We start from the raw sequence: 26,403 nt of genomic DNA, 5'->3' as shown, positions 1-26,403 counted from the left end.
GTTAAACGCTTAACCATAATGCTATGGTAGTGCTATGGCTGAGTGTACGCCGAAAAAAGGAAAATTGCGTTTGTTGCAGGAAGGTCTGCGCGCACGACATGATATGAGGAGACTTCGATGACGAAGAAAATTATTTTGGATTGTGATCCAGGGCATGATGATGCAGTAGCCATCTTGCTTGCAGTAGGAAATCCTGAGATTGAGCTTCTTGGGGTCACTACTGTCGGCGGCAACCAAAGTATCGAGAAGGTGACATACAATGCGAGAGCAGTGCTTGAAAAAGCACACGCTACCGATATTCCTGTCTATCGTGGTGCTGGTCGTCCTCTTGTCCGCCCAGCGCAGGCAGCAGCTACAATTCATGGTGAGACAGGTCTTGACGGAGTGGAACTGCCTGAGCCACATCGTCCGCTTGAAACGGATCACGCAGTCAAATTCATCATCGATACTATTATGAGTGAGGAGCCGGGTACTGTAACTCTCGTACCTACAGGACCGTTGACCAATATTGCTATGGCCGTACGTCTTGAACCGCGCATTGTAGAGCGCGTTAAAGAAGTCGTGCTCATGGGCGGCGGCTATCACGTCGGTAATTGGAGTTCTGTGGCAGAGTTCAACATCATGGTGGACCCTGAAGCGGCTCACATTGTCTTTAATGAGCCATGGAAGGTGACCATGGTGGGCTTGGATCTTACTCATCAAGCATTGTGCACGCCGGTAGTTCAGAAGGATATTGAGTCTGTAGGAACTGACTTAGCACAGTTTGTTTCTGGTTTAATGGACTTCTTCCGTCTGAGCTATCAGAACAATCAAGATTTTGTGGATCCTCCAGTTCATGACCCATGCACAGTGGCGTATCTTATTGATCCTTCCATCGTGCAGACGCGTCGCTGCCCAGTTGATATTGAGTTGACTGGCACATTAACTCTCGGTATGACAGTGGCAGATTTGCGCGGTCCTGAGCCAAGTGAGGAAGAATGTCATACTCAAGTGGCTACCAAGCTTGACTTTGATAAGTTCTGGGCATTGGTCAAGAATGCTATCGAGTGCATCGGCTAGTTGACTCGCATGACTTATCAAGTAAAAAGATTTTAGAACTACTAAAAACCACTACAATTTGAGGATAAAATGACTACTCAAACAATGAATAAGCCTCAGAAAACGGCTTCTATCGCTGCTTTAATGACAGCGTTGATGATGGCGGTATTTGCATTCCAGCTTAACGCATCTATGCTTTCTCCGGCACTGACCACGATGGAGAAGGAACTTCATACTACGTCATCAGCAATAGCTCTGACTCAGACTGTGTTCTTTACGGCAGCAGCGTTGTTCTCACTCTTCCTGCCACGTTTGGCAGACATTATTGGACGTAAGAAGACCTTGATGGGCATGCTGACGCTGACGGCGCTTGGCTGTGTCTTATCTGCTCTTGCTCCAAACGTGACGGTACTGATGATTGCACGCATATTACAAGGCGTGGCTGGTCCAATCGTGCCAATGACATTGATTATGCTTCATGCTCGCGTGACCGATGAAACACGCTATGCAAAGCTCATGGCTATTTTGACCGCTGTCAATGGTGGTATCGGTGGCGTTGATGCTATTCTCGGCGGATGGCTTGCTGGTACCTTCGGCTTCCGCTCTATTTTCTGGGTGATGGCGGCTGTAGGTGTACTCGCAGTGGCACTCATCGCAATCTTTGCTGAGGAAACAACGGCTGAAGAGACCCCAGCAATGGATTGGCTCGGCGTTATCTTACTTGTCGTGGCAGTGGGCGGCGTGTACTTGTCCTTCAATGAAATGCAAAAACTCGCATCTGCAAATTGGGCACTCGCATTCGGTTTGCTCATCCTTGGCATCGTGGCATTTGTAGGATTCTGGTTTGCAGAAAAGACTCGCAAGGCTCCAATGATTCCTACGCATTACTTGAAGCAGCGTCGTACATGGGGATTGCTCTTGACGACATTGCTGACTATGACCGGTGTCTTCGCAATTATGAATGGTGTTGTTCCGGCTCTTGCACAAGATGGTAAGTTTGGTGCTGGAATTGATACGACTGTCGTATCCCTTGTAACATTGACTCCATATGCGCTCGTCGGGTTGGCATTCGGGCCGGTAGCGGGAATTCTTGCATCACGTTTCGGATATCATAAAGTATTACGTTTTGGTTTGATTGTGTCCTTTGTTACTTCTCTCTTCGGAATTTACGTATCGCATAAGCCAAGTGTATGGGCACTCGTTGTGATGTGCGTTATCATGGGTATTTCCTATGCGGGCACAGCAAACATTATGCTCAACGGTTTGGGAATTGTGCTCTCTCCAGCAGATAATACGGGTTATCTTCCAGGGCTAAACGCCGGCGCCTTCAACCTTGGCGCAGGTTTGAGCTATGTCGTGCTCTACGCGGTCATGAATGGTGTAGCAGCATCGAGTGGTCAAACATCGGGATATAGCGCTTCCATGATTGCAGGAGCAGTACTTCTCGTTCTTGCCTTCGTGTGCTCCTTCCTCATTCCACGTGTCGAAGACGCTGATAAGTAAGGAATTCATATGAATGATTCACAAGTAAAGACTTCCACGATGACTGATTCCAATCATGCCCTTGATAATCTCAAGAATATCGATGGTCGCGTAGCAATCGTAGGGTCGATGAACGCGGACTACACCGTGCGTACCGAGCGACTTCCTCTACCCGGAGAAACGATTAATGGTAGTCAACTCGATATCTTGCCAGGGGGGAAGTCCTCAAATCAAGCAGCTTCCGCGGCTTTACTGGGTGCACAGGTAGGCATGTTTGGTGCACTGGGCAATGACTATAACGGTGAATTCTTGGAGTCAAAGCTTCGTGGAGCTGGCGTCGATACAAGTCATATCGCACGTGTCGATGGTCCTTCGGGCACAACGGTTATCACGGTGTCTGAGAGCGATGGCGAAAATACTATCGTTTACTCAGCAGGCGCTAATCATAAAGTTACCTCAGATTACGTGCGCGAGCATGCAAGCGATCTCACCTCCTACACAGTTCTGGGGCTGTGCTTGGAATCTCCCATGGATGCGGTCATAGAGGCGGCTCGCACTGCTCATCGCGCAGGCATGACTGTACTTCTCAACGATTCGCCTTTCATGGCAAATCTACCAACTGAACTCGTTGAAAACGTTGATGTACTCCTTGCTAACGAACACGAAATTGCGCAAATTGCTCATCTTGATCCTGACACTGACTGGCTTCATGCTGATTGGGGGCAGGTTGCTCAGGCGCTAAGCAATTTAGGATTTACCCGAGTAATCGTAACTTTGGGATCGGTAGGGTCTGTAGTACTCGACAACGGCGAGGTGTCTCATATTGACGCCGTTCGCGTCAGTGCTGTGGATACGACAGGTTGCGGAGATTCCTATATGGGGACGGTGCTTGCTGGTCTGGCAAGCGGATTTACGCTCGATGATAGTGCACGCATGGCAGCGTTTGTATCAGCATATGCCGCATGTGGTTATGGAGCGCAGGCATCATATGGGACAGCTCAGCAGGTAGGTGATTTCTTCGCGTAAATAAAGCTTCTTTCTTTCTCTCTGCATGCTCTTCCTTTGTGAATTAGTCTGCTAGCTTAGACCATATTCGCGAAGGAAGAGTTTTATTATGCCGTGAAATCTCGTAAATCGTGTGACTCTATTTCACTCTGAAATGGCCGACGATATCATGCCGAGAAAGCAAAATATCTTCTTCGAAAGATTTTTGTGATGCGTTATTGTGATGAAGAACGTATGGTATGCCGTAAGCATCTCGTCGGTCGGAAACCATACCGATATGGTTATTAAAGATGACTATATCTCCTGGTTGCCATTGCGCATAGTCATGAGGGTCAGTGGTGAGGGCAGAAGCCGTGTGCTGAAAGTAGACAAGAAGATTGGGTACACGGCGAAAATCAATATTCTTATCAGGAACTTCTATAGCGTAGTCATGCGGGTGTGCGTGAATATCGGTATCGACAAGCTCACGAAAATCATATCCTGCGCCAACAAATGCTTGTGCGATGACATCAGTGCAGACGCCATACCCATCGTCGGGATAGCCTGTTGCATAGTATTTGCTTGCATACTTAGGTCTAGAGCTGAGATAAACTTTGGCGCTCCGCAGCAAATTAGTTTGATCATCAACGCCATCATGGTTTCCGTCGTGAATGCTGTGAACGGGAGGTATATGAAACTTTGCTGAATAATCTCTGCCTGCTGACTCAACTGTAGTACTCATATTCGCCCAGAAAGGCATGCGTTTAACCACAAAAAGACCACCAAACATCAACACAGCGAGAATAAGCACTGTGCTGACGCCGATGATCCAAAATTTCTTCGACATATGTTAAATCTTAGTCGGTTTAGTACTCAAGCCTAATTTGCCAAATTAATCGATTTAGTCAGCTTGATGTGCAAGCTGGTTGATAAGCTCAGGGTCACGAGTCGCGCCCTTATCAGCTGATCGAGCAAAAGCAGCATAGGCCTTCAGAGCTAGAGACACTTGACGATCACGGTGAGGTCGGTACCCGTACCCGTTTTCAATTGCTTCGCGCCGTTTTGCAAGCACTTCATCGCTGACGTCTAAAGTGATTGTGCGCTGTGGAATGTCGATGACGATAGTGTCGCCGTTCTCCACGAGTGCAATTGGTCCGCCGGCTGCAGCTTCAGGGGCTACGTGTCCAATGGACAAACCGGATGAACCGCCAGAGTAACGCCCGTCGGTGAGGAGAGCGACTTCCTTACCGATGCCTTTGCCCTTGACGAAGGAAGTTGGATAGAGCATTTCCTGCATTCCAGGACCACCCTTTGGCCCTTCATAGCGGATGATTAAGACGTCACCTGGCTTGAGTTTGTCACCCAAAATGACTTCAACTGCCTGCTCCTGAGACTCAACGACAACAGCGGTACCTGTGAATTTCCAGATAGATGGGTCAACACCAGCCGTTTTTACCACGCAACCATCTGGCGCGAGATTTCCTCTTAAAACAGCGAGGCCACCTTCCTCAACTGCTGGATGATCCATATCATGCACTGCGCCATTGATAGGGTCACGGTCGAGAGAGTCAAAACGTGAAGTCTGGCTGAGACCTTCCGTCGTTCGTACTCCAGAAGGAGCGGCGGTAAAGAGCTCAAGAGCTTCATCGCAAACGGTATCGCGACGGATATCCCAATCATTGAGCTTTGCCTCAAGGCTTGGATAGTCAACAGAGTGAACATCGCGATGGAGTTTACCGCCGCGGTCAAGCTCGCCGAGAATACGAGAAATTCCACCTGCACGGTGGACATCAGTGATTTCCCACTGACCAGATGGAGAAGCCTTGCAAATGCACGGCACTGTGTGAGAGATGCGTTCGATATCTTCCAAAGTAAAGTCCACATCCGCGCTCTGGGCAGCAGCCAAAATGTGAAGGACAGTATTGGTAGAGCCGCCCATAGCGACATCCATGGTCATAGCATTTTCGAATGCATGCTTGGTCACGATAGAGCGTGGAAGTACAGATTCATCGTCGTCATGATAGTAGCGGTTTGCAAGGTCGACGATAGTCTTTCCTGCCTTCTCAAAAAGGGACTTTCGAGCTGCATGGTCTGCGAGAGTGGTGCCATTGCCAGGAAGAGCAAGACCGAGCGCCTCCATCAGGCAGTTCATGGAATTAGCGGTAAACATGCCAGCACAGGAGCCACACGTCGGGCACGCAGTGCGCTCGTAAGCGAGCAAATCCTCATCAGAGACGTTATCATCTGCCGAAGCATACATAACATCAATCAAATCAGTTTTTTTTGAGGTTCCATCAGAAAGCGTAGTCGCACCAGCTTCCATCGGTCCGCCGGAGACAAAGATAGTAGGAATATTGAGACGAAGAGCTGCCATAAGCATGCCAGGGCTAATCTTGTCACAGTTAGAAATACAGATGAGAGCATCTGCACAATGCGCGTTTACAGAATACTCTACTGCGTCAGCGATGATATCGCGGGAAGGAAGCGAATACAGCATGCCGGTATGTCCCATAGCGATTCCGTCGTCGACAGCAATGGTATTGAATTCGCGAGGGATACCGCCTGCCTGCTTGATGGCCTCAGAAACGATACGACCAACTTTGTTGAGATGTACGTGTCCTGGTACAAATTCGGAGAAAGAATTTGCGATAGCGATAATAGGTTTGCCGAAATCTTTCTCATTTACTCCAGCAGCGCGGTAGAGCGCACGAGCTCCTGCGAACATTCGGCCATTCATAATTGTTTCTGATCTCATCTTCATATGTCTTATAGTAGTAAGAATGTGTGAATCCTCAGTGTGCGGTTCACGAAGTGAGAGAGTACAAGACTTATACAGACTTATACATAGGTGTGAGTACACTAGGAAAGACTTTGGAAAACCAAACTTCTTATTTTTAAGAATTGGAGAAAAATGGCATTGGGAACTAACCCTGAACCACAGGGACTTGTAAATCCTCCATTGGATGAGCTGATGGAGCACGCTGACTCTAAGTATGCGTTGGCTATGTTCGCAGCTCGTCGTGCGCGCCAGATTAACTCTTACTTCACACAGCTTAATGAGGGTCTTCTGCAGAACGTAGGACCGTTGGTGGAGTATCAGAATCAGGAAAAGCCATTGTCTATCGCATTCCGCGAGATTAATGAAGGTTTGTTGGAAGAGACTTTGGGAGAGGATGAGTAAAGCCATTTACTCATCCTTATAAGACGGTAGAGAAGAACTTAAGCCGACTTCGCATTGGCAGTAGTAATTTCTCATTCTATCGTTGCATAGCTTGATTTTTAGTCCCGCGCAGCTCGCTGTATATATAACTATTCAGTATGCTAGCGTGGGATTTTTATTAGTATGATGACCCCGTGTAGGATTAACGCAGTATTTATATTGCAGCATTAATGAGGAGCACAGTCGCTTTATGGATACCCATTTTTTCACATCAGAATCAGTAACTGAAGGACATCCTGATAAGGTATGCGATCAGATTTCTGATGCAATTCTGGATGCATACCTTGAAAAAGATTCTCATGCGCACGTTGCCGCAGAAACATGTGCTCAGGCAAGCGGTTTCATGATTTTTGGCGAAGTGTCATCCACGGCACACGTAGATGTTGTATCAGTTGCACGTCGAGTCCTCAAAAATATCGGTTATACCAGCACTGAAATCGGTGTAGACGCTGATACTGTTCCTATCCAGGTAGGTCTCGTAGAGCAGTCTGCAGAGATCAATCAAGGTGTGGATGCAAAGATTCGTGCGGCATCTGCAGGTGATGCTCTCAGCAGTGATGAGCAGCGCTACGAGCTTCAAGGCGCAGGAGATCAGGGCTTGATGTTTGGATATGCGTCTGACGAGTCACGAGAGCTTATGCCGTTACCTATAGTTCTCGCCCATAGGCTTGCTCAGCGTTTGGCTTACGTTCGTCATGAGGGTATCGTGCCGTCATTGCGACCTGACGGGAAAACGCAGGTTACCGTTGAGTATGATGCGGATGATAGACCACTTCGCGTTGACACAGTAGTAGTCTCTACTCAGCATGATCCAGATGTTAATCGCGAGTGGATTCGTGAGCACGTATACGATAATGTCGTCCGTCCCGTGCTTGATGACGTGTGCGGCAGCACAATTAAGCACGACGACATTACCTTACTTGTCAATCCTACAGGTTCGTTTATCAAGGGTGGGCCTCTTGCAGATGCTGGTCTGACAGGTAGAAAGATTATCGTGGATACGTATGGCGGTGCGGGACACCATGGCGGTGGGGCATTTTCTGGCAAAGACCCTTCTAAGGTGGATCGCTCTGCTGCGTATGCTGCTCGGTGGGTGGCAAAAAATATCGTCGCTGCACAATTAGCTCATCGTGTCGAAGTTCAAGTGGCATATGCTATCGGCGTTGCTCATCCCGTCTCTGTCTATGTGAATACGTTTGGGACTGAAACTATGCTGCGCCAGATAATTGAGAAGGCAGTGAAACAGGTATTTGACTTAAGACCTGCTGCAATCATTGACGAACTCAACCTTCTTGAGCCGGGATATGTTCGCACAGCAGCATACGGTCATTTTGGACGTCCTGAGTTTGCATGGGAGCAGACGAATCGTGTTCAAGAGTTGAGGGCTGCCGTAGAGGCGTTGCTATAAACAAATAGGCGACATGTATGTCACTACACGCCTTCATGAGCAAAGGAGGAATCGAACTTATGACAGACGCAGCAGCGTTGTATGCTGAGCAGCCCGCTTTAGACGGGTTAGCGAAGCATTCACGCAAGCCGCGTACTGCTCGACAAGTTGAAGCTCAGATAAAAGCGGAACTTCGACCTGCCCAGCAGCTGCCTATTGTTCGTGTCGCCCTTGACGTTCAAGCGCCACATCTTGGTCAGCTTTTTGATTACTATGTCCCAGAAAAACTTTCGCGGGAGGCACAACCAGGCAGATTGGTCCGTGTGCGTTTTGGCAATAGACGATGCTCAGGAATTATTTGGGAAAGAGTAGACTCTTCACGCACGTCAGTAGCCGCGCTGAAACCCCTAGAACGAGTGCTCGGCATGTATGCCCAGCTTGATGCACATATGCGCGTGCAGATTGAACGTATCGCTCAATATTTTGGCGGGAGTATCGCAAATGTCATACGTTTAGCTGTTCCACCGAGAGTGGCAAAAGTTGAGCAGGATATAGACGCTATCGAGCGTTCTCACGGCGACGTTGATACGCTAGACGCCCAGGTAATAGACCATGCTAAAAACGGTTTTGCGCAACTCGACATGCAGTACACACATATGTCTGACGTCGCACATGCATTAACCGTCACGGGGGCGCCAGAACATATCGTGTGGGACTGTCTTCCAGGTGCTTCTCAATGGTCACGCGATATAGCCTGGCTAGTAGCTCGTGCTCGCAGTCTTCACCGACAAGTGGTCATCATTGTCCCCGGCACGCGGCGTATTAGTGATATTGCGGAAGCGCTGAGCCACATCGGCATGGATAGTTTTCACCGTGACGACACTACAGGAAAATGGACAGGGAATTTTGTCTACTTGACAGCAGCACAATCTGCTGCGGACAGATACCGCTCATATCTCGCGATAGCACGAGGTCTTGTCGGCTGCGTCATAGGAACGCGGGCAGCAATGTATGCTCCAGTTACACCGGGCAGTGTGTATATTACTTTTCACGATACGGTGTATCAGAATTGGGATGGCTTTACTCCATACCCTAATGTGCGCGATGTCGTCCGCCTTCGCGCTTACCGTAGCAACGGTCTCGTTGTTTCCATGGGCTACGTGCGCAGCCAAGAAAATCAATGGCAGCTTAATCATCACAGCGCGGCGATGATAGAAGTACATGGTTCACATTCTGCTATTTCAACACAGTTACCGTGGATACGGCATTTAGACAGAGCTGAGCTGAACCGCCTTGAGGATCCAACTATCGGTGCGAGGGTCCCGTCCACTGCTGTGCGTGTCTTGCGGGAAGCCGCAGAAAAAGGACCAGTACTGCTATCAATTCCCGCGCGTTCACAGGCAGCGGTCGAGTGCTGTGCTCAGTGCAGGAAAATTGCACGGTGTCGCAGATGCCTAGGACCGCTCATGCCAAGGAAAGTGGACGGGCATATGGGGCGTGGTCTGTCTGTATGCCAGTGGTGCTCTACCGTCGCTACAGATTGGAAATGTCAGCATTGTGGTAGTACGAAAATGAGACTGCTTCATGTGGGTACTGAAGGGACAGCACAAGAACTTGCTACACTCATTCCGCGAGTTCCTGTCATTATATCAACGCCTACGCAACCGCGCGGAGTAGTTGAAGACATTGAGAGCAAGCCGGCTCTTGTCATAGCGACGCCGGGGAGTGAACCGCGCGTGCGAGACCCGCGTAATGGGCACGATGTGGGATATGAGAGTGTTGCAATCGTTGATGCGTGGACGAGCTTATATGGATCATCGTTAGATCAACGAATCGATACAATGATGAACTGGGGCTCAGTGGTAGCTCTAGCAAAGCCACATGATGAAGGTGGGCAAGCACTTATTATTGGAGAGGCTGAGAAGACCGTGGTGCAGGCATTAACACTGTGGAAACCTAAATTTTTAGCTCAGCAAGAAGTCCTGGATGCTGCAGAAACTGGACTACCGCCGTATGTCGCTGCCGCGCTTGTATGGGGGGAGCGTTCTAGCGTGGAGCAGGCTATTCGCGATGTGACAACTGATTTTGGTGGGCTTGAAACGGTAATGACGACTATGGGAGAGCTGCCAGCTGTACTTGGCCCAGTGCCTAAGGCGCTATCTGCTACGGTACGACAGCAGTACATAGATGGTTTGTATGAGCGAGTGCAATGCATTATTCGCGTTACTCGTGAGAATCGAGGAAAACTCGTTTCTAGCCTTCATTGTTCGCTTGCTCGTCATAGTGCTCAGCGCAATGCGCCAGAACTTCATTTCCATATCAATCCGAAGACTCTACTATAAAGAAACCCGTAATATAAACAAGGCTCTACTATACAAGTGAAGAGATTTAAGGAGCAGCTATGACACGAATTCTTTTTGCCGGTACACCTGATGTTGCTGTTGCACCATTGAGAGCACTTGTTGAGGCGGGTGGCGATATCGAGGTAGTAGCAGTATTGACACGTCCGGATGCGCCCCAGGGTCGTGGGCGTAGGCTCATGCCAAGTCCGGTAAAGGAAGCGGCTCATGAGCTAGGGCTACCTGTCATTGAAGCCAATCCGCGTACGGAAGAGTTTTTTGCTTCGCTGGATGAATTTAAACCGGAAATGGCTGCTGTCGTTGCGTATGGCAATCTTCTTCGTCAGGAGGCTTTAGATGCTATTCCTGGTGGGTGGTACAACCTTCACTTCTCACTTTTGCCGCAGTGGCGTGGTGCGGCTCCGGTGCAGCGGGCTATCTGGGCAGGTGATGACATAACCGGTGCGACCGTATTTCGCATAGGACCGGGGTTGGACGATGGTCCTATCGTGGCGCAGTCCACCACTAAGATCGGTACGCATGAGACTTCAGGACAACTTCTCGACAGACTTTCTCTCGATGGTGCTTTACTTTTACGGTCAGCACTTCAAGGACTGATCGACGGTGCTATCATCCCGCAGCCTCAGACGGAAGGTGCCTTCGAGCATGCAGCAAAGATTCACCCTGACGATGCGCGTCTTCGCTTAGACGTTCCTGCTTTTGCGCTTGATAGGCAAATCCGTGCATGCACTCCGCAGCCCGGCGCGTGGACGATGTTGCATAATGGTGATGAGGAACCGTTAAAATTAAACATCCTTGAAGCCGTCATCGATGAAACGACCGATTTTGGAACGGACAAGCCTGCTCCGGGGCAGCTCAAGGTGACGAAGAAACATGTATGGCTGGGAACGTCTACATATCCGTTAGAAATCAAGCAGGTTAAAGCGCAGGGGAAGAAGCAAATGCTAGCAGCAGATTGGGCGCGTGGCGCTAGACTCGTCGAAGGAGCGCACTGTGAGTAAGGAGCGTAAACATCGTCGTGAGGAAAATGCGAGACGGCAGCGAATACGCGAGCTTAACGCGCCCTCTGCCCGAACGCTCGCATATGATGTGCTCGAACGTGTAGATGACACTGACGGTTACGCAAATTTACTTCTTCCGCAAGTATTACGTGCGTACAAACTTCCTACCGCAGATAAAAGTTTCATCACCGATGCTGTATACGGTACGCTACGATGGCGCATGTTTCTTGATGCCGTTATCGAAGCGGCACATAAGAAGCCCGCCAAAACCATCAATACTAAACTTGTCAATGTCTTACGGCTGGGAGCATATCAATGGCTTTTCATGAACGTGGCTGAATATGCGGCTGTCAACGAAACTGTCATCGTAGCACGAAAGCGCGTAGGTAAGCAGACTACCGGATTTGTCAATGCCCTCATGCACAAAATCGTGGCATACGACCGTCGCCAATGGGAGGTTAACGTCACCTCGCGCATCCAAAAGTCGCCTCACACAGCCGCTGAAGATGTAAAAATACAACGATTAGCTGTGCGATATTCACATCCAAAATGGATAGTTCGAGAACTTTCAGAAGCGTGGAATGCTGCAGGCTACTCTAGTAACGCTATACATGGTAACGACATCGACATTGAGTCTGTGAGCGCGATGCTCGCAGCGGATAATAGTGCACCCGCTGTGACATTGTGCGTGAGACCGTCTCTGGCATCTGTTGAGGACGTTGAAAAAGAACTAGATGCGATAGGAGCTCGCTACCATCGTGGAAAACTTTCACCATACACTTTGCGAGTAACCGGCGTAAACCCTGAAACAATTTCGGAGGTGCAGTCTGGAACTGTCGGAATAGAAGACGAAGGAAGTCAACTTGCTGCGCTCGCGCTCGCAAATGCACCGATAGAAACTGACAAAAATCTTGAAAGCTATACGACGCAGCATACTTACCGTGAGCAGTGGCTCGACATGTGCGCTGGACCAGGGGGAAAGACGGCACTTTTAGCCGCCATCGCACAGCAACGTGGTGCGCAGCTCAATGCAAATGAGCCGCATGAGCATCGGTGTCATCTGGTAGAAGACAATCTGCGTGCTATCGATAGCACTACTCTCGGTGAGATCACAGGTCTTGACGGTCGCGAGTTTGGCACTATGAAACCGGAGACATTCGACCGTATTCTTGTTGATGCTCCATGCTCAGGCCTCGGAGCGCTTCGTCGGCGTCCAGAAGCGCGATGGCGCAAAAGCAGGGAAGATATTGAAGAGCTCGTTGATATACAACGAGGACTCCTCGATAGTGCTATCAACGCGTTGAAGTCTGGGGGTGTTGTGGCATATGTGACATGCTCTCCAGCACTCGCAGAGACCCGTGAAATTGTAGATTCAGTTCTTGCTTTACATGCAGATGTACAGCGCGTGGATGTACCAAATGTCCTTCATGGCTTAAATACAGGCATCCCTGTTCCGCAGGAAAACGCTCATAAAGCTCCGCGTGATATGCAACTTTTTGAGCACATCCATGATACGGATCAAATGTTTATTTCTATACTGCGAAAGAAATAATAAAAGGGACAAGCGAAAAGAGTGCCGCAAGGGCAGCTATCGACATCTACTACACGTTGCGTGTACCTCTGAGGGATTCGTTTGCCTCATACACGTGGCTTATGATGTCAAGAACAGAGCTAAGATTTCGCTCGTCGATATGGTAGGGTGCTGCTTGACGAGTTACAGGTTTTGCGCAAAATGCGATGCCAATCCCTGCCGCTTGAATCATCGGGATATCATTTGCGCCGTCGCCGATGGCTACAGTTGCGCTGAGGGGAATTCCTTCGCGCTCAGCCCACGTGCGGAGAGCAGATAGCTTTGTATCTTTTGTGACGATTGGTGATGTGACGGTGCCGTCAAGAGTTCCATCAGTCTGTACTCCCAGCGTATGTGCTAGGCAATAATCGATTTTAAGGTCCGCGACGAGTTTGTCAGCGATTTCATAAAATCCGCCTGAAACAACTCCCACCTTCCAACCGCGCGCATGCGCAGTAGTGATGAGTTCCTGAGCGCCATAGGTGACGTGTAAACGCTGATATACCCTGTCGTAAATGGAGGTATCAAGTCCTCGAAGAAGGCTCACTCGCTGACGAAGAGCTTGACTAAAATCAATTTCTCCGTTCATCGCAGCGCGAGTAATTTCTGCAATGGCATCTTTGTGTCCGCATGCCGCTCCAAGCTCGTCAATAACTTCTTCTTCGATAAGTGTGGAATCGATGTCCATAACGATAAGACGCTTCATACATCGATAGTAACGCCACACATGAGATGCGTTAGCATGCCGTTTCATACTGCGGTAGCCTTAGAACGTATAGGAGGAGACATGACTGACAGCGATGATATTCAGCAGTTGGACCGCTTACGCGCGCGTAATCATGCATTAGCTCAAGCGCTCAAGAAAGCTACGGAGCAACTGCGTGAAGCTCAGCATACAATGTCTTCTTTAGCAAATCCGCCATTGACACGCGCTATTTTTCTACGTATTGATTCTGACCGAGTGGTCGATGGGTTTCATCATGTTAGCGTTAAAGTGGTTATGAACCATCGTCATATGATTGTGACTGTATCGCCACATGTCAACGTCAACACGTTACGTGCAGGTCAGAATGTGCTCCTCGACGAACAGATGCGCGTTGTGCGCACAGGTGATTACCCCTCGACGGGACATGTCGCTACAGTAAAACAGATTCTTCAGGGACAACGTATCCTCATAACCGATGCCAGTGGAAATCAGACGATAGTTCGCCCAGCTCACCGCGCAGTCAATCATGATATTGAGGTGGACGATGCAGTACTTGTCGATGACGATGGTCTTTTCGCACTTGATGTTTTAGAATCTCACAAAGCTCAAGAACTCGTTATAGAAGAATACCCTGATATAAGTTTCGATGATATCGGAGGATTAGATGAGCAGATTGAGCAGATCCGAGACACGATTGAGCTACCTTTCCTCCATCGTGATTTGTATGAGTTTTATGGACTGCATGCGGCAAAAGGCATAGTACTTTACGGTCCTCCGGGCAATGGAAAGACTATGTTGGCGAAAGCAATTGCTCACTCGCTTGTCTCCCATGACTCACGCTCTGCATCTCGTACCCTAAACAATGCATCCCGTTCTAATTCAAGCGATGCGAAGGACAGTAGAAAGGATACTGGAGTGGTGTCGGGGGCGTTCTTATCAGTACGCGGACCGGAAGTTTTAAGCAAGTATGTCGGCGAGGCAGAGCGTATGATTCGTATGGCTTTTGCGCGTGCACGTCAGATTGCTTCCGAAGATAAACCTGTCGTTATCTTCATTGACGAGATGGATTCCCTGTTGCGTACTCGTGGTACAGGTGTGTCTTCAGACATGGAGACGACTATTGTTCCGCAGTTCTTAGCAGAGTTAGATGGTATGGAAGATTTGAAGAACGTCGTCGTTATCGGCGCTTCAAATCGTCTCGACATGATTGATCCGGCAGTTCTACGCCCTGGACGTTTAGATATCAAGATTTCCATTGGGGCGCCGACAAAAACTCAAGCAGTGGCAATCCTGCAACGATATATGAATGACCATATCGCACAGGGCAATGTGCATCAGCTTATCGATACGATTGTGGATGTAATTTTTGATCCGAGAAAAGTTATTGCCACCGTTCATACACAACGTGGCGAGAAAACTCTGTGTATGAGCGACATGATTTCTGGTGCGAGACTCAAAAGTATTGTAGATCGTGCGAAGATGATGGCAGTTAAGAAATCCCTGAAGAATGGAGATGGGCATAGATTGCTAGATTCTGGTAATGTGTCGATAGCTCTTCTTAATGAGCAGCTTCTCACTGATGCCGTGCGTGCAGAATTCGACGATATATATGCCATGTGTGCGCAATTACCGCTGCCAAGCTGGCCGCTAGTAATAGATTTTGGCGCGACACATGTCTTATCTGTGACGATGCATCCTCTGGAGGATACTAAGAAAACATTGTGATATGCGACAAAAGTGATGATGAAAAGGCAATGCGCTCATATATGTAAGCTCAGCGTGCGGGTCAGTTCGTCATAAGGAATAAAGGAGAGAAAGCATGACAGTTCGCCGCGTGATGGGTAGCGAAACTGAGTATGGTATCGCGAGTCGAGGTGGACAGTGGGAAAATCACGCGCAACTGTCGTATGACGTCATCGCTGCCGCTCGCAAACTTAATCCGGGCACGGCTCATATCCGATGGGATTACGGTCATGAAAGTCCTACGCATGACGCGCGCGGCTTCCATACTGAACGTGCTCATGTGCGCTCGGATCTTCTCACAGATATCCCGCAGCTCCAGGTCACGAACGTCCCTCATGTCAATGGCGGGCGAGTCTATGTGGACCATGCACATCCTGAGTATTCGTCGCCTGAAGTGATGTCACCGCGTGAAGTGATTACTTTTGACCGTGCTGGGGATGCTGAGATGCGTGAGTACGCACAGACTGTTTCTTCACAGGGTCGTCCCATAACTTTATATCGCAATAATACTGACGGTAAGGGTGCGAGTTGGGGAAGTCATGAGAATTATCAAATCAGGCGTGGAGTCCCCTTTGATATCCTCAGTACGATATTTACTGCGCATGCAGTATCGCGTCAAATTTACACAGGAACAGGTCGCGTAGGTATCGGTGTCACAAGTGAGATTCCTGGCTTCCAGCTCAGTCAGCGTGCTGATTTCTTCACGATGAAAGTTGGGCTACAAACGACTTTCGACCGTCCTATCGTCAACACTCGTGATGAGCCTCATTCTACAGACGCATACCGTCGTTTTCATGTCATCGTCGGCGATGCCAACCGCATGGATGTCCCTCAGTTTTTGAAGTTTGGTACGACAAGCTTAATTTTTTGGGCATTAGAAACAAGCATAGAGCGTGGTCTGAATGTGGATGATGTCGTTCAATCCTGCAGCATCCTTGACCCAGTTTCTGCGCTCCATGCCGTCTCACATGATACAAGTCTGCATCAGAGTTTTGAATTGGAAAACGGTGAAAAACTTACCGCTTTTCAGCTTCAACTTCGCCTACGTTCATGGGTGTATGCTGTAGCTGCTGAAATTTACGATACAGATATTCATGGCAATCCTCTGTGGCCAGATCAAGACACGAAGGATACTGTCATGATGTGGACGGATGTTTTGAAAGACGCGGCTCAGATATCTCAGGCATCTGATGACGAAAGGCTAGAACTTACTCAGCCTGCTAGTCGCATAGAATGGTTTGCCAAGTGGCAGATCATGGAAAAGATGCGACGTCGTAAAGGCATGACGTGGAATGATGCAGTGCTGAAGGCAATGGATATTTCATGGGCACAGCTGGATAGTTCGTCGCTTTTCGATAAAGTGTCTCATCGCACACAGCATATCGTCACTTCTTCAGAAATTGCCGCTGCTACGCACAACCCACCAGAATCTACGCGCGCGTATGTGAGAGGGCAATTGCTCAAGAATTACCCTGATTACGTTCTCGCAGCGTCGTGGGATAGGATAGCATTATCGCGCTCAAAGATAACGGCAGATACGAATCAGAAGAGCGAAGAAAACGAGGACGGCTTATCACAGCGAGAAGGCTCGCACGATGACTTTTCGCATTGTAATCCGCTCATTATCGAAATGTATGACCCGCGAAGTTACTCCGCATGCGCGCTTGAGTCTTCGTTCATGCAGACGCATACAATAGAGGAGGTAGTGTCGCGTATTCTTTCGTTACAGAAATAGAAGTTGCGGCAAAATCAAGGAGGACTTATGGATTTGCAACAAATTGCTATGCAGGTAGCAAAAGTTGCTGCTGAGGCTGGACAGCATGCCGTTCAAGACCAGCTTACTCCACATGTTTTGCGAGTACAGGGTAGTGGCGGTGCTGAAGAACTTGACAAGAAGAAATACTCCTCGGACGTTGATGGGAATGTCGTACGTTTTATTCGCGAAAAAGTTATAAATATAGACCCGTTGGATGGTTTCTGGGAAGAGGTAGGATCCGACCGTAAGCCGAGGGAACGGTACTGGTGTATAGGGCATATTGATGGGTCTATTAACTACATGCGTAATATGCCAGAGTGGACCGTGACAGTGTCCATTTTTGAGATAGATGACGACGGAGAAGCTACTCCTATCATGGGGGTCGTCCACGCTCCAGCATTAAACGTATCTTATGTAGCGGCAAAAGGATATGGTGCTATTCGCATCCGCCGTTCGCCGTTGGGAGACAAACGTGAAGCAATCATGCCGACGATGACGTCAACGCTCAAAAACTCAGTTATTAGTTTCGGCATGAGCTACTTTTCACGTGAATCTATGCGCGCGCTGAATACTGTGTCCGCACTTGCAGGCCTGCCATCGGATATCAAGCGTGTGGGCCCGGCATCCTTGGATTTATGTAAAGTTGCCGACGGCACATATGATGCCTACTTTGAGCCGTCGTTACATTCATGGGATATTCCGGCTGTATCTGCGGCAACGGTGGTCGTGTGGGAAGCCCAAGGGCGACTGCGCCAGTGGGACGGGTCCGCAATAAGTTGGTATCATACGAATGACGTTGTAGCATCGAATGGGCTCATCATCGAAGAGCTTCGTCCGTATCTCATAGAAAATATGGAAGGCAAGTAATGCCACAAGAGCTTCATACTCACCAGACTCACAGCAACTCACAGCAACATGCTGAGGGAACGCACGCTGTTCGCACGGTTCAGCTGGATACTCAGATGCATGATGCCGCTGACAATCTTGATGCTATTTTAGATGATATCGAGGCAACTCTCGAAGAGAATGCTGAAGATTACGTTAATAGTTTTGTACAAAAAGGTGGTCAGTGAGCTTAAGTGCCACAGCTTCGTGATAGTAGTAATTCCCAGCCGTTACCAGCGCAGGAAAGCGATACGTCCTTTGAGCGCATCTTTGGCATAGAGACTGAATATGGTGTCAGCGTTACAGGCATTTCACATGATAGCGCACAGATATCAGAGCACAGTGGTGGGCTCACAGATGCAGCACACGTCGCAGCACGTATGTTTGAGCCTGTGATGAAAACGTCACATTCGTCAAACACATATACGGCAAATGGTTCTCGACTCTACCTCGATGTAGGCTCTCATCCTGAATATGCGACTGCAGAGGCGCGTACAGTTCGCGATGCAGTGCTTCTCGACGTGGCGGGAGAGCGCACTATGCGTGAGCTTGCGCTTGCTGCGCAATCGTCTTTAAGAGACGAACTTCGTGACAACGCGCTCAATGTGCATGTGTACAAGAATAATTCTGACTCACGAGGACACTCTTTTGGCTGTCATGAAAACTATTTACTTCGCAGAAGTGTGAGTCTGTCCTTCCTCAATCGGGCCTTTATCCCATTTCTTGCCACTCGTCAAATTTTTGCTGGAGCAGGTACGATACGCAATGGACAGTTCCAAATTTCTCAGCGGAGTGACTTTCTCGATGACACTATTTCATCAGCGACCACGCGCTCGCGTCCGATGATTAATACGCGCGATGAAGCTCATGCTGATGCCCGAATATATAGGCGACTGCACGTCATCGTAGGAGATTCGAATATATCTCAGCGAGCAACGTGGATGAAGATGATGACGGCGCATCTTGTGCTTTGCGCCCTTGAATGTGCTTCCCGTGGTTGTCACGACTATGAAAAAGAAGTTGGCCATCAGTGGCCTACTCTGGCACATGCGGGCGAGGATATGAAACATGTTAGTCGAGATTGCGAATGTAACTTTTTCCTCTCACTTACCAACGGAAATACTCTAACTGCTGTCGATATTCAAAAATTCTATAGAACTGTCGCTGAAAAATTCCTTCTATTCCACGGGCGCGATCTTGCGCGCGATATATATGACGATGCGCAAGAGTGTCTAAAAGTATGGGAAACGACGCTTAATGATATTAGTTCGGGTAGCGTTCACGCACTATCGTCGTGGGTAGACTGGGCGGCAAAGCATGAGCTATTGACGCAGTTTAAGGCGAATGGAGTTTCTGCTTCGCGTATGGCACAAGTTGATTTAGCCTATCATGATATTGCGCATAGAGGAGTCGTGGATGCATTGCACAGAAGTGGCCGAATTATGCCGTTGTATACGCACGATGATATTTCTTGTGCTCAGAGTAACGCTCCACAAGACACACGTGCAGCACTTAGAGCACAATTCATTCAGGCGGCTCAAGAAAGTCCATATGAGTGGTCTGTAGATTGGACAAGTGTAACGGTGACTGACCGTAATTCACGTCATTGTAGTGCTCATCTACTTAATCCGTTTGTATACGAGCAGTCACGAGAATTTCGTGATGTGATGGCAGTGCTAAGCAAAAATCAAAGGATTGTAAATGAGCCTATGCTACCTCTAATTTAGAGGTATGAGGGCATAATTCGATAGTTGTACTCTATTGTGCGAGATTTTGTGTAGGGAAGGAAATAAAAAGGTTTCCCGTGGTATGTCGCCAACGAGAAACCTGAAAGTATGTGTATGAAGAACTGAACTAGTTCTGTGCAGCCTTCTTCAACAAAGAACCTGCGGAGAGCTTTACGCCATAGCCTGCAGGGATGTTAATGGTTTCACCAGTACGTGGGTTACGACCAGTGCGAGCTGCACGCTGTACACGAGTTGCGGAGAATACGCCAGTAAGACGAAGACCTTCGCCGGACTGGAGGGACTCTTCGAGTACTTCCTGGAATGCGTTTACAGCTGCCTCTGCCTGTACCTTGGTGAGGTTGGTCTTCTGAGCAATCTTTGCTACGAGATCAGACTTGTTGTATGCCATGATGCAACATCCTTCTTTGTGAAACGGACCTCTTTGTTGAGGACCATGTATGGAACAGTAATGATATTACTCGCAAAACGTGCTCTTAGCCGTGCAATACCGCCAAAAAGTCGAAAAATCTTCATATTTATATGAAAATAATTCAATTTAATTGGCTTGGTACATCGAAAAGTGCTGTTTGTGGCTTAAATAAAGGGCTTCGCAAAGGATATAAGAAGAATTTTAGGGAAAGTATAGCATGACATAACGCAAAATAATACTAAATGAGATTTTTCTTACCCATCCAGTGCATTGCGAGTGCACCCATAGGAATTCTCAGCCAGTATGTCATAACTCTAAAGAGCAAGGTTGCAGAGAGCGCTACTGCTGATGGAATGCCTACTCCGGTAAAAGCAACGGTAAGTGTAGTTTCTACACCTCCTAAGCCACCAGGAGTAGGGGCGGCAGATCCTAATGTATTTGCTACAAGGAAGATGAATGTTGTTTCAATATATCCTGCCGAGGAGCCGAAGGCATGGAGAGCTGCCCAGAAGCTCAATCCTAGCATGAGATTTTGAAACACCGATCCCGCAGCAGCAATAGTTAAACGACCCGGCTGGGTAAGCAACAGAGCAAGCTGACGAGCATAATTCTTGACGACAGGAAGTAGCTTTGTCAGAATGAGCTTACGTATAGGGGGGATAATCATACTGAGTGTGATGATAAGCACGAGAACGGCTATAACGATAGCTAGGGTACCTGTAGGCAGCATTTTGGTAAGACCATTATTGCCGGTAAAAAGTCCGAGCAGTACCATGACGACAAAGGTAGTGGCGAACTGAACAGCAACGACGGCGCTCATAGCTGCTGTGGCGGCTGTACTTTTGTGACCACTTTTGCGCAGGAACCTAAGATTGACAAAAGCTGGTCCCACTCCAGCGGGCATACTGACAGCTGCAAAACTTTGCGCGATTTGAGAGACAAAGATACCTGGAATGTAACGCTTGTCCTTGTCGGTGTATGAGCCGAGAGTAAGGGCAGAACCAATCCATGATGCACAACCTGCTACAAGACTGAGAGCTGCAAACCATGGATTAGCAGTTTCTACGCTCGTAATGACGCTGTGCAAATTGAGCTGAGTCAAAATGACAACTAAGGCAACGACGACAAGGAGGGAAGAAATGAAAGTACGCAGGTTAAAGCGAGATAGCTGCACAACCTCAACGTTGTCAGCTTCGTCATCCTGAGCAAGTGCCGCGAGTGCAGAGCGCAAATCGTTGATAAAGCTTCGATTCCATTGAGGCAAATCGCGCACAGATGAAGGAATGACGACTTTTTGAATAAATGGCGCGAGCTTGCTCAGGGTGTCGTCACTCCATACTTGGCGAGCTTGTGTGATAGTCTCCTCAATCCCCAGCTTCATAGAAAGGAGAGTGAGAAGTTGGATACGGTCGACCGCAATATTTGTTGCGCTTGACGATGTGTCTCCATTTTCCCAACCGGCGATGATAAGGTGTCCGTCGCGAGTGCGGGCGAGGGAATTAGCGGAAATGTGGCGATGAGTAATTCCGCGTGCGTGTGCGCGACTGAGATATTCACAGATGCTAGCAACATCGTGAGCAGTAATCTCGCTGAGCTCCGCATGAGAAAGCGTGGTATTTTCTTCCAGGAAGAGCAGTGAAGACTCATTACGCTCGGCTACTGCATAAGGTTTAATGGCATCAATGCCGGCATTGCGAACTGCGAGAAGCATAAGCATGTGATGATGCGTGATATCTTCTACGGAGCGGTCACGACGTAGAGGTAAATCAGTCAAAAGGATCCATTGCCACAGTTGACGTAGGTAACTAACACTATGGCTTTGGGAGTCGGCGATGGATACGGTGTAGTGGGTCCCGTCAGTAGTGGTGAGTGCGTATCGACGCGAGTTGAAGGTCACATCATCATCAATGCTATAGGATGAAAGTCGGGCATGGCTATTGCCGATAAATGCTAAAGACTGAGGGTTAAGCCCTACACTACGTGCTGTTTCAACGATGTCATATCCCCATACACCAACGTTTGGAGCTCCCGCTCCATAGCGGATAACAAGACCGATACAACGACCTAAAAGGATAGATGTAAGCATGCCGACGAGAGAATTTGCTGAAAGCATGACCAAAATAGCTGCTACGCATAGCATGCCATTCCAGCACCAAGCGACGGTTTTGCTCATGCGGCGCGGACCTGCGCATGTCAGGAATGCTGTAATACCTGCGAAAAGTTCAGGAAGAAGGAATTGAACGTTGCTCGCCGATTTGATGGACTCGATGAGAGGGCGATAATGAATTGCCGTAATCATTTGAGAGACAGCGATGGCTCCGACCATGCCGAGGATAAATGCGGCGATAGAGATGGTAGTTTGAAGCCATTCACGTTTCGCAAGGAGCTGAGCTACAACGGCTATTGTAATGACAATCATCGTAGCTTGCTGAAGGAAGGAGAGCGGTACGGCGAAAAGCCAGTCATTGACGACATCTCCCACAGTATGCGCATCTTGCTCAACGCCACGAGTTAAACCGTGAAGGTACAGAGAAATAAGTACGACCGCTATAGCCGCGAGCAACGCGACAACAGCGTTTGTTATATCCGAAATATCATGTGCGCGTTTGGGCTGCACATCAGTTACTTGTACATCCATCACTTACTACTTTATATGACTATAGCCTTTATATGACTATAGCCGAGGAATATGTCCTCGGCTACTTTACATGCGTGGTATGTGGTTTTCCTCTATATACGGTAGTACGTAAACAATGAAGGAACGCTAGAGAGCTTAAGCGAAATCAACTAGTTTCTGTGCCACGCCAGTGTATGTTTGTGGAGTCATGGTTTTCAGTCGTTGTGAAGTCTCCTCATCGAAGTTGAGAGTATTGATAAACTTTTCGACGTCTTTCTGAGAGATAGCGTGACCTCGCATAAGCTCCTTCACGCGCTCATAAGGGTTGTCCATACCGTCGAGGCCCTTGAGGGCTTGAGCACGCATAGCAGTCTGAATAGGTTCGCCTAAGACTTCCCAGTTATTGTCTAGCTCTTCAGAAATCTTTGCTTCGTTCGGGTGAATGGCATCCAAGCCGCCGCTGAGATTGTAGAGAGCAAGCAGAGCGTACCCAAATGCGGAACCAATGTTGCGTTGAGTCGTCGAATCAGTCAAGTCACGCTGCCAGCGGGATTCGACAAGAGTTGCACTCAATGAGTCAAAGAGTGCGCATGAGAGTTCAAGATTTGCCTCGGCATTTTCGAAGCGGATAGGGTTGACCTTATGAGGCATAGTAGAAGATCCCGTTGCGCCTTTAACGGGAACCTGCGCAAAGACTCCTCGGGAAATGTACATCCAGATATCTTGAGCTAGATTGTGTGCTATGCGGTTAAAGTGGCTGACGGTAGAGTAGAGCTCTGCTTGCCAGTCGTGATTTTCTATCTGCGTGGTGAGTGGATTCCATGTCAACCCAAGACTTTGCGAGACAAAGTGCTCGGAGAGTGCTACCCAGTCAACGTGTGGAAGTGCTGCCATGTGAGCGCCAAAAGTACCAGTAGCACCGTTGATTTTCCCCAGGTATTCCTGCGCTTGGACATGACGAATTTGACGATTTAAGCGGTACATCCACACTGCCATTTCTTTTCCTAAAGTGGTAGGAGTAGCAGGCTGTCCATGAGTGAGAGAGAGCAGAGAGAGGTTACGGTATGTGTGAGCAAAAGTGCTAAGCTGGTCTATAAGCTTACGAGCAGCTGGAAGCCATGCATTTTCTACAGCAGCCTTGACACATAGCGCATAAGAAAGGTTATTGATATCCTCGCTCGTACATGCAAAGTGAACGAGCGGTTTCAAGCGTGGAAGTTCAGTATCTTCTCCTAAAACTTCAGTAGCCTTTTCAAGGCGACGGTCGATGTAGTACTCGATTGCTTTAACGTCGTGATGAGTGACGGCTTCGATATCTGCTAATTCTGCGATGGAATGAGCGTCAAAGTCAGTTTCAATAGAACGAAGATAGGCTATCTCTGCATTAGTGAAGGAACGTACTCCAGGAATGACTGAAGCCCCACTAAAAGTGGTAGTCAGCTCAATCATCCATTCCACTTCTACATGAATACGAGCACGATTGAGTGCTGGCTCACTCAGATATTCTACGAGCGGCGAAGTGGCATTACGATAACGGCCATCCAGTGGACTGAGAGCGATATGAGGTGTAATTTCAGTCAAATTCATACTTTCAAGATTACGCTATGGCTTAGAGACTAAGGTGCTATTTTCCGTGAGATATTCGGCATTCGAAATACATGTTTTGATCCATGATACCGTCAGTAATTTGCGCGAAATGTCGTTCATGCTGTGCAAGATCATCGCTATGAAGTTTTTCAGCGTCGCGGTATGTAGCGACATGATAGTTCATAGAATGAGTGAGCTCATGTTTCTGCGACGCATGAGGGACAGGCGTAGGTGAGTTAGTACTTGAAGCTCCGCCAGACACAGCAGTAGATGAAGATGTAGCTGTAGACGCAGGTGTGGGATTATCAGTGATGTTTCCACTCACCGTAAGCCAATTGCGCTTGTGAGGATTTGACGCTCCATCGAGATGAGAGACAAGCTCCTTATTCGTCTCGACACTTGTCACCCACGTTTTGCTGGTATCTATCTGATGATTTGCTATAGGAGATCCTGCAGTGACGACGTGTGAAATTGTGTAGGGAACAGAACTATCCGAAGCAAGTGATGCGGCGACAATTCCTCCTTGAGAATGCCCTACAAGAGCCACCTTCTCGCCAGGTTGGATACCAGCTTGACGCATAGCAGTCAAAACAGCTATCTGGCTGTCGGAAAGACGCCGGGTTTGTTCTTTCCCTGCCATAAGGGTGACATTTTGCGCCCAACCGAAAGGTGAATCACGCTTACCATCCGTCCCCGGAATAGTAACGACCCATGAGTGCTCTCCAGAAGCGTTCGTATAGCGTTGAATCGCTATTGTTCCGTATGAGTTTCCTAGTTGTCCTTCGCCGACTGCCTGAAGATTAGTTAAGCTGGACTCTATACCGTGAGCTGCAGGAAGACGTCGTTTTGGTGTGACTGGTGTACATGTCACTGTATTTCCTTGAAGGATGTCAGAAAGTACGGCTGCTGGTCGTGCAAGAATTTCTGCGCTCCCAGGGACTCCATGGCCGTGCGATATCTTATTTCCTAAACCGTTCATATATGCTTCTTGGAATTTATCGGTGGCGGTGAGAACATCTACTGTGCTTGCTTTTGGCGAGAAAATCTCACTCATCACTCCTAGAGCTGCTATACCGAATGCAGTTTTCAGTGGTGCAGACTGCGTAAACCATCCAAGCGAAGAATTCAGGAAACGAACCGTTGACTCTTCTGCTGAGGAGTAGAGATTGAGACAACGCGTAAGCTTGTCAGCACTTTCGCGCATAGTTTGAGAAAAATGAGTGAGGGACGTCGCGTGTGCACCTACAGAATTGCTCATCTGTGTAACAGAAGAGGCGGCGGCGCACGACGTGGAATGTGTAGCACATACGTGTAAAGCTTGGGCATGCTGATGACAAGAAGTCTGACACACAGATAAAGCATGCGCTTGATTCAGTAAGGTGTCTGCTGTGCGCGACATGCAATGAGCAGCTGTGGCGAGTGCTTCGGGGTCGTCAAGGTATGTGGAATGTTGCGATGAAATTGTCGCATAGGTGTAGGTGGATTGAGACATAGTATTACCTCATCGTAAGCCAAATGGCACGTGCAAAGTGTTGGAGGGAGCAAGTGAAAAGGCGGAAGAATTTTGCGCTGCCGAACGAAGCTGGCAAGACTGCTCGCTGAGCTGAGTGCGAGCAAGAGATATATCCGTACGTATGCTATCGCGCTCGCAGGTTAATTGTGCTATAAGCTCACGCATACCGTCCTTGTAAAATTGTGCAGCCTGTCCTTGCCAGGAGACGGATAGTGCTGATTCGAGAGTTTGGATAGCTGATGTTGCTGTACTCTCTGAAACATGAAGAACTGATGAAATCTCACTGTATGCAGCTATACAGTGATACTCACACATACACATTCCTGGAAAGAAATGAGAGGAATCAGCCGGTGTACTCGTCCCGCTGAGATGAGGTAAACATGGTAAAGCAGTCATA

General features: G+C 48.4%; 21 protein-coding genes. 13 read left to right on the top strand and 8 right to left on the bottom strand.

The features are described from left to right. The first annotated feature begins 117 nt into the window (after window positions 1-117). The 3 genes from uriH (at window position 118) to ACFQY8_RS06080 (ending at window position 3,546) form a co-directional block, all read left to right on the top strand. Window positions 118-1,059, top strand: coding sequence for a uridine-preferring nucleoside hydrolase UriH (gene uriH / locus ACFQY8_RS06090; protein WP_377939000.1), 942 nt, complete (start codon window positions 118-120; stop codon window positions 1,057-1,059). Between the two features lie 69 nt (window positions 1,060-1,128). Beyond that, window positions 1,129-2,541: a uridine transporter UriT gene (uriT, locus tag ACFQY8_RS06085; RefSeq protein WP_377938999.1), complete on the top strand. Its 1,413-nt coding sequence runs from the start codon at window positions 1,129-1,131 to the stop codon at window positions 2,539-2,541. Between the two features lie 9 nt (window positions 2,542-2,550). Then, window positions 2,551-3,546, top strand: coding sequence for a ribokinase (locus ACFQY8_RS06080; RefSeq protein ID WP_377938998.1), 996 nt, complete (start codon window positions 2,551-2,553; stop codon window positions 3,544-3,546). 118 nt (window positions 3,547-3,664) lie between these two features. Here the strand turns inward: ACFQY8_RS06080 and ACFQY8_RS06075 are convergent, their stop codons facing one another. Together ACFQY8_RS06075 and ilvD are read right to left on the bottom strand one after the other, a co-directional pair. After that, a complete protein-coding gene (locus tag ACFQY8_RS06075; RefSeq protein WP_377938997.1) occupies window positions 3,665-4,351 on the bottom strand; it encodes a DUF1287 domain-containing protein in 687 nt (228 codons plus the stop codon). A 54-nt stretch (window positions 4,352-4,405) separates the two neighbouring features. Then, entirely contained in the window at window positions 4,406-6,265 is a 1,860-nt protein-coding gene (ilvD, locus tag ACFQY8_RS06070; RefSeq protein ID WP_377938996.1) for a dihydroxy-acid dehydratase, read from the bottom strand. A 150-nt stretch (window positions 6,266-6,415) separates the two neighbouring features. Here ilvD and rpoZ point away from each other — a divergent pair, with 150 nt between their 5' ends. From rpoZ to ACFQY8_RS06045, 5 genes are all read left to right on the top strand, one after another. Next, a complete protein-coding gene (rpoZ, locus tag ACFQY8_RS06065; protein ID WP_018143087.1) occupies window positions 6,416-6,685 on the top strand; it encodes a DNA-directed RNA polymerase subunit omega in 270 nt (89 codons plus the stop codon). A 229-nt stretch (window positions 6,686-6,914) separates the two neighbouring features. Further along, the gene (metK, locus tag ACFQY8_RS06060) at window positions 6,915-8,132 is read left to right on the top strand and encodes a methionine adenosyltransferase (RefSeq protein WP_377938995.1); all 1,218 of its coding nucleotides are present in this window, start codon (window positions 6,915-6,917) and stop codon (window positions 8,130-8,132) included. A 59-nt stretch (window positions 8,133-8,191) separates the two neighbouring features. After that, window positions 8,192-10,453: a primosomal protein N' family DNA-binding protein gene (locus ACFQY8_RS06055; protein WP_377938994.1), complete on the top strand. Its 2,262-nt coding sequence runs from the start codon at window positions 8,192-8,194 to the stop codon at window positions 10,451-10,453. Window positions 10,454-10,512: 59 nt separating this feature from the next. After that, window positions 10,513-11,472, top strand: a complete 960-nt coding sequence (gene fmt, locus ACFQY8_RS06050) for a methionyl-tRNA formyltransferase (protein ID WP_377938993.1) — start codon at window positions 10,513-10,515, stop codon at window positions 11,470-11,472. Continuing rightward, window positions 11,465-13,024 (top strand): transcription antitermination factor NusB, encoded by a 1,560-nt coding sequence (locus tag ACFQY8_RS06045; protein WP_377938992.1) that lies wholly within the window; start codon window positions 11,465-11,467, stop codon window positions 13,022-13,024. The genes fmt and ACFQY8_RS06045 overlap by 8 nt, the downstream gene beginning before the upstream one ends. Window positions 13,025-13,073: 49 nt before the next feature. Here ACFQY8_RS06045 and serB read toward each other — a convergent pair whose 3' ends face one another. After that, window positions 13,074-13,796 carry a phosphoserine phosphatase SerB gene (serB, locus tag ACFQY8_RS06040; protein ID WP_377938991.1) on the bottom strand — a complete coding sequence of 241 codons (723 nt, stop codon included), beginning with the start codon at window positions 13,794-13,796 and terminating at the stop codon, window positions 13,074-13,076. Window positions 13,797-13,829: 33 nt separating this feature from the next. Here serB and arc point away from each other — a divergent pair, with 33 nt between their 5' ends. The 5 genes from arc to ACFQY8_RS06015 all read left to right on the top strand — a co-directional run bounded on the left by arc (window position 13,830) and on the right by ACFQY8_RS06015 (window position 19,859). Continuing rightward, the gene (arc, locus tag ACFQY8_RS06035) at window positions 13,830-15,473 is read left to right on the top strand and encodes a proteasome ATPase (RefSeq protein ID WP_377938990.1); all 1,644 of its coding nucleotides are present in this window, start codon (window positions 13,830-13,832) and stop codon (window positions 15,471-15,473) included. Between the two features lie 94 nt (window positions 15,474-15,567). Beyond that, entirely contained in the window at window positions 15,568-17,226 is a 1,659-nt protein-coding gene (gene dop, locus ACFQY8_RS06030) for a depupylase/deamidase Dop (RefSeq protein WP_377938989.1), read from the top strand. A 27-nt stretch (window positions 17,227-17,253) separates the two neighbouring features. Beyond that, a complete protein-coding gene (locus tag ACFQY8_RS06025) occupies window positions 17,254-18,114 on the top strand; it encodes an inositol monophosphatase family protein (protein WP_377938988.1) in 861 nt (286 codons plus the stop codon). Then, on the top strand, window positions 18,114-18,320 hold the full coding sequence (locus tag ACFQY8_RS06020) for a ubiquitin-like protein Pup (RefSeq protein ID WP_377938987.1): 207 nt from the start codon (window positions 18,114-18,116) through the stop codon (window positions 18,318-18,320). Before ACFQY8_RS06025 ends, ACFQY8_RS06020 begins: the two co-directional genes overlap by 1 nt. Before the next feature lie 6 nt (window positions 18,321-18,326). After that, the gene (locus ACFQY8_RS06015) at window positions 18,327-19,859 is read left to right on the top strand and encodes a proteasome accessory factor PafA2 family protein (RefSeq protein WP_377938986.1); all 1,533 of its coding nucleotides are present in this window, start codon (window positions 18,327-18,329) and stop codon (window positions 19,857-19,859) included. Between the two features lie 127 nt (window positions 19,860-19,986). Here ACFQY8_RS06015 and ACFQY8_RS06010 read toward each other — a convergent pair whose 3' ends face one another. The 5 genes from ACFQY8_RS06010 to ACFQY8_RS05990 form a co-directional block, all read right to left on the bottom strand. After that, window positions 19,987-20,268, bottom strand: coding sequence for an HU family DNA-binding protein (locus ACFQY8_RS06010; RefSeq protein WP_377938985.1), 282 nt, complete (start codon window positions 20,266-20,268; stop codon window positions 19,987-19,989). Window positions 20,269-20,527: 259 nt separating this feature from the next. Further along, complete coding sequence (locus tag ACFQY8_RS06005; RefSeq protein ID WP_377938984.1) at window positions 20,528-22,927, bottom strand: lysylphosphatidylglycerol synthase transmembrane domain-containing protein; 2,400 nt, start codon at window positions 22,925-22,927, stop codon at window positions 20,528-20,530. 135 nt (window positions 22,928-23,062) lie between these two features. Beyond that, window positions 23,063-24,493, bottom strand: a complete 1,431-nt coding sequence (purB, locus tag ACFQY8_RS06000; protein WP_377938983.1) for an adenylosuccinate lyase — start codon at window positions 24,491-24,493, stop codon at window positions 23,063-23,065. A 37-nt stretch (window positions 24,494-24,530) separates the two neighbouring features. Then, entirely contained in the window at window positions 24,531-25,985 is a 1,455-nt protein-coding gene (locus ACFQY8_RS05995; RefSeq protein ID WP_377938982.1) for a PGAP1-like alpha/beta domain-containing protein, read from the bottom strand. A 9-nt stretch (window positions 25,986-25,994) separates the two neighbouring features. Next, on the bottom strand, window positions 25,995-26,402 hold the full coding sequence (locus ACFQY8_RS05990; protein WP_377938981.1) for a hypothetical protein: 408 nt from the start codon (window positions 26,400-26,402) through the stop codon (window positions 25,995-25,997). Between the last annotated feature and the right edge of the window lies 1 nt (window position 26,403).

The sequence above is a fragment of the Alloscardovia venturai genome, assembly GCF_042676605.1.
GTDB classification, from domain to species: domain Bacteria; phylum Actinomycetota; class Actinomycetes; order Actinomycetales; family Bifidobacteriaceae; genus Alloscardovia; species Alloscardovia venturai.
Note: the sequence above shows the minus strand (reverse complement) of the source record. Positions and strands in the feature narration are given on the sequence as shown.

Excerpts from the sequence above, each read along its gene's own strand:
- uriH (WP_377939000.1), top strand. The coding sequence starts at position 118 with ATGACGAAGAAAATTATTTTGGATTGTGATCCAGGGCATGATGATGCA.
- uriT (WP_377938999.1), top strand. The coding sequence starts at position 1,129 with ATGACTACTCAAACAATGAATAAGCCTCAGAAAACGGCTTCTATCGCT.
- ACFQY8_RS06080 (WP_377938998.1), top strand. The coding sequence starts at position 2,551 with ATGAATGATTCACAAGTAAAGACTTCCACGATGACTGATTCCAATCAT.
- ACFQY8_RS06075 (WP_377938997.1), bottom strand. The coding sequence starts at position 4,351 with ATGTCGAAGAAATTTTGGATCATCGGCGTCAGCACAGTGCTTATTCTC.
- ilvD (WP_377938996.1), bottom strand. The coding sequence starts at position 6,265 with ATGAAGATGAGATCAGAAACAATTATGAATGGCCGAATGTTCGCAGGA.
- rpoZ (WP_018143087.1), top strand. The coding sequence starts at position 6,416 with ATGGCATTGGGAACTAACCCTGAACCACAGGGACTTGTAAATCCTCCA.
- metK (WP_377938995.1), top strand. The coding sequence starts at position 6,915 with ATGGATACCCATTTTTTCACATCAGAATCAGTAACTGAAGGACATCCT.
- ACFQY8_RS06055 (WP_377938994.1), top strand. The coding sequence starts at position 8,192 with ATGACAGACGCAGCAGCGTTGTATGCTGAGCAGCCCGCTTTAGACGGG.
- fmt (WP_377938993.1), top strand. The coding sequence starts at position 10,513 with ATGACACGAATTCTTTTTGCCGGTACACCTGATGTTGCTGTTGCACCA.
- serB (WP_377938991.1), bottom strand. The coding sequence starts at position 13,796 with ATGAAACGGCATGCTAACGCATCTCATGTGTGGCGTTACTATCGATGT.
- arc (WP_377938990.1), top strand. The coding sequence starts at position 13,830 with ATGACTGACAGCGATGATATTCAGCAGTTGGACCGCTTACGCGCGCGT.
- dop (WP_377938989.1), top strand. The coding sequence starts at position 15,568 with ATGACAGTTCGCCGCGTGATGGGTAGCGAAACTGAGTATGGTATCGCG.
- ACFQY8_RS06025 (WP_377938988.1), top strand. The coding sequence starts at position 17,254 with ATGGATTTGCAACAAATTGCTATGCAGGTAGCAAAAGTTGCTGCTGAG.
- ACFQY8_RS06020 (WP_377938987.1), top strand. The coding sequence starts at position 18,114 with ATGCCACAAGAGCTTCATACTCACCAGACTCACAGCAACTCACAGCAA.
- ACFQY8_RS06010 (WP_377938985.1), bottom strand. The coding sequence starts at position 20,268 with ATGGCATACAACAAGTCTGATCTCGTAGCAAAGATTGCTCAGAAGACC.
- ACFQY8_RS06005 (WP_377938984.1), bottom strand. The coding sequence starts at position 22,927 with ATGGATGTACAAGTAACTGATGTGCAGCCCAAACGCGCACATGATATT.
- purB (WP_377938983.1), bottom strand. The coding sequence starts at position 24,493 with ATGAATTTGACTGAAATTACACCTCATATCGCTCTCAGTCCACTGGAT.
- ACFQY8_RS05995 (WP_377938982.1), bottom strand. The coding sequence starts at position 25,985 with ATGTCTCAATCCACCTACACCTATGCGACAATTTCATCGCAACATTCC.
- ACFQY8_RS05990 (WP_377938981.1), bottom strand. The coding sequence starts at position 26,402 with ATGACTGCTTTACCATGTTTACCTCATCTCAGCGGGACGAGTACACCG.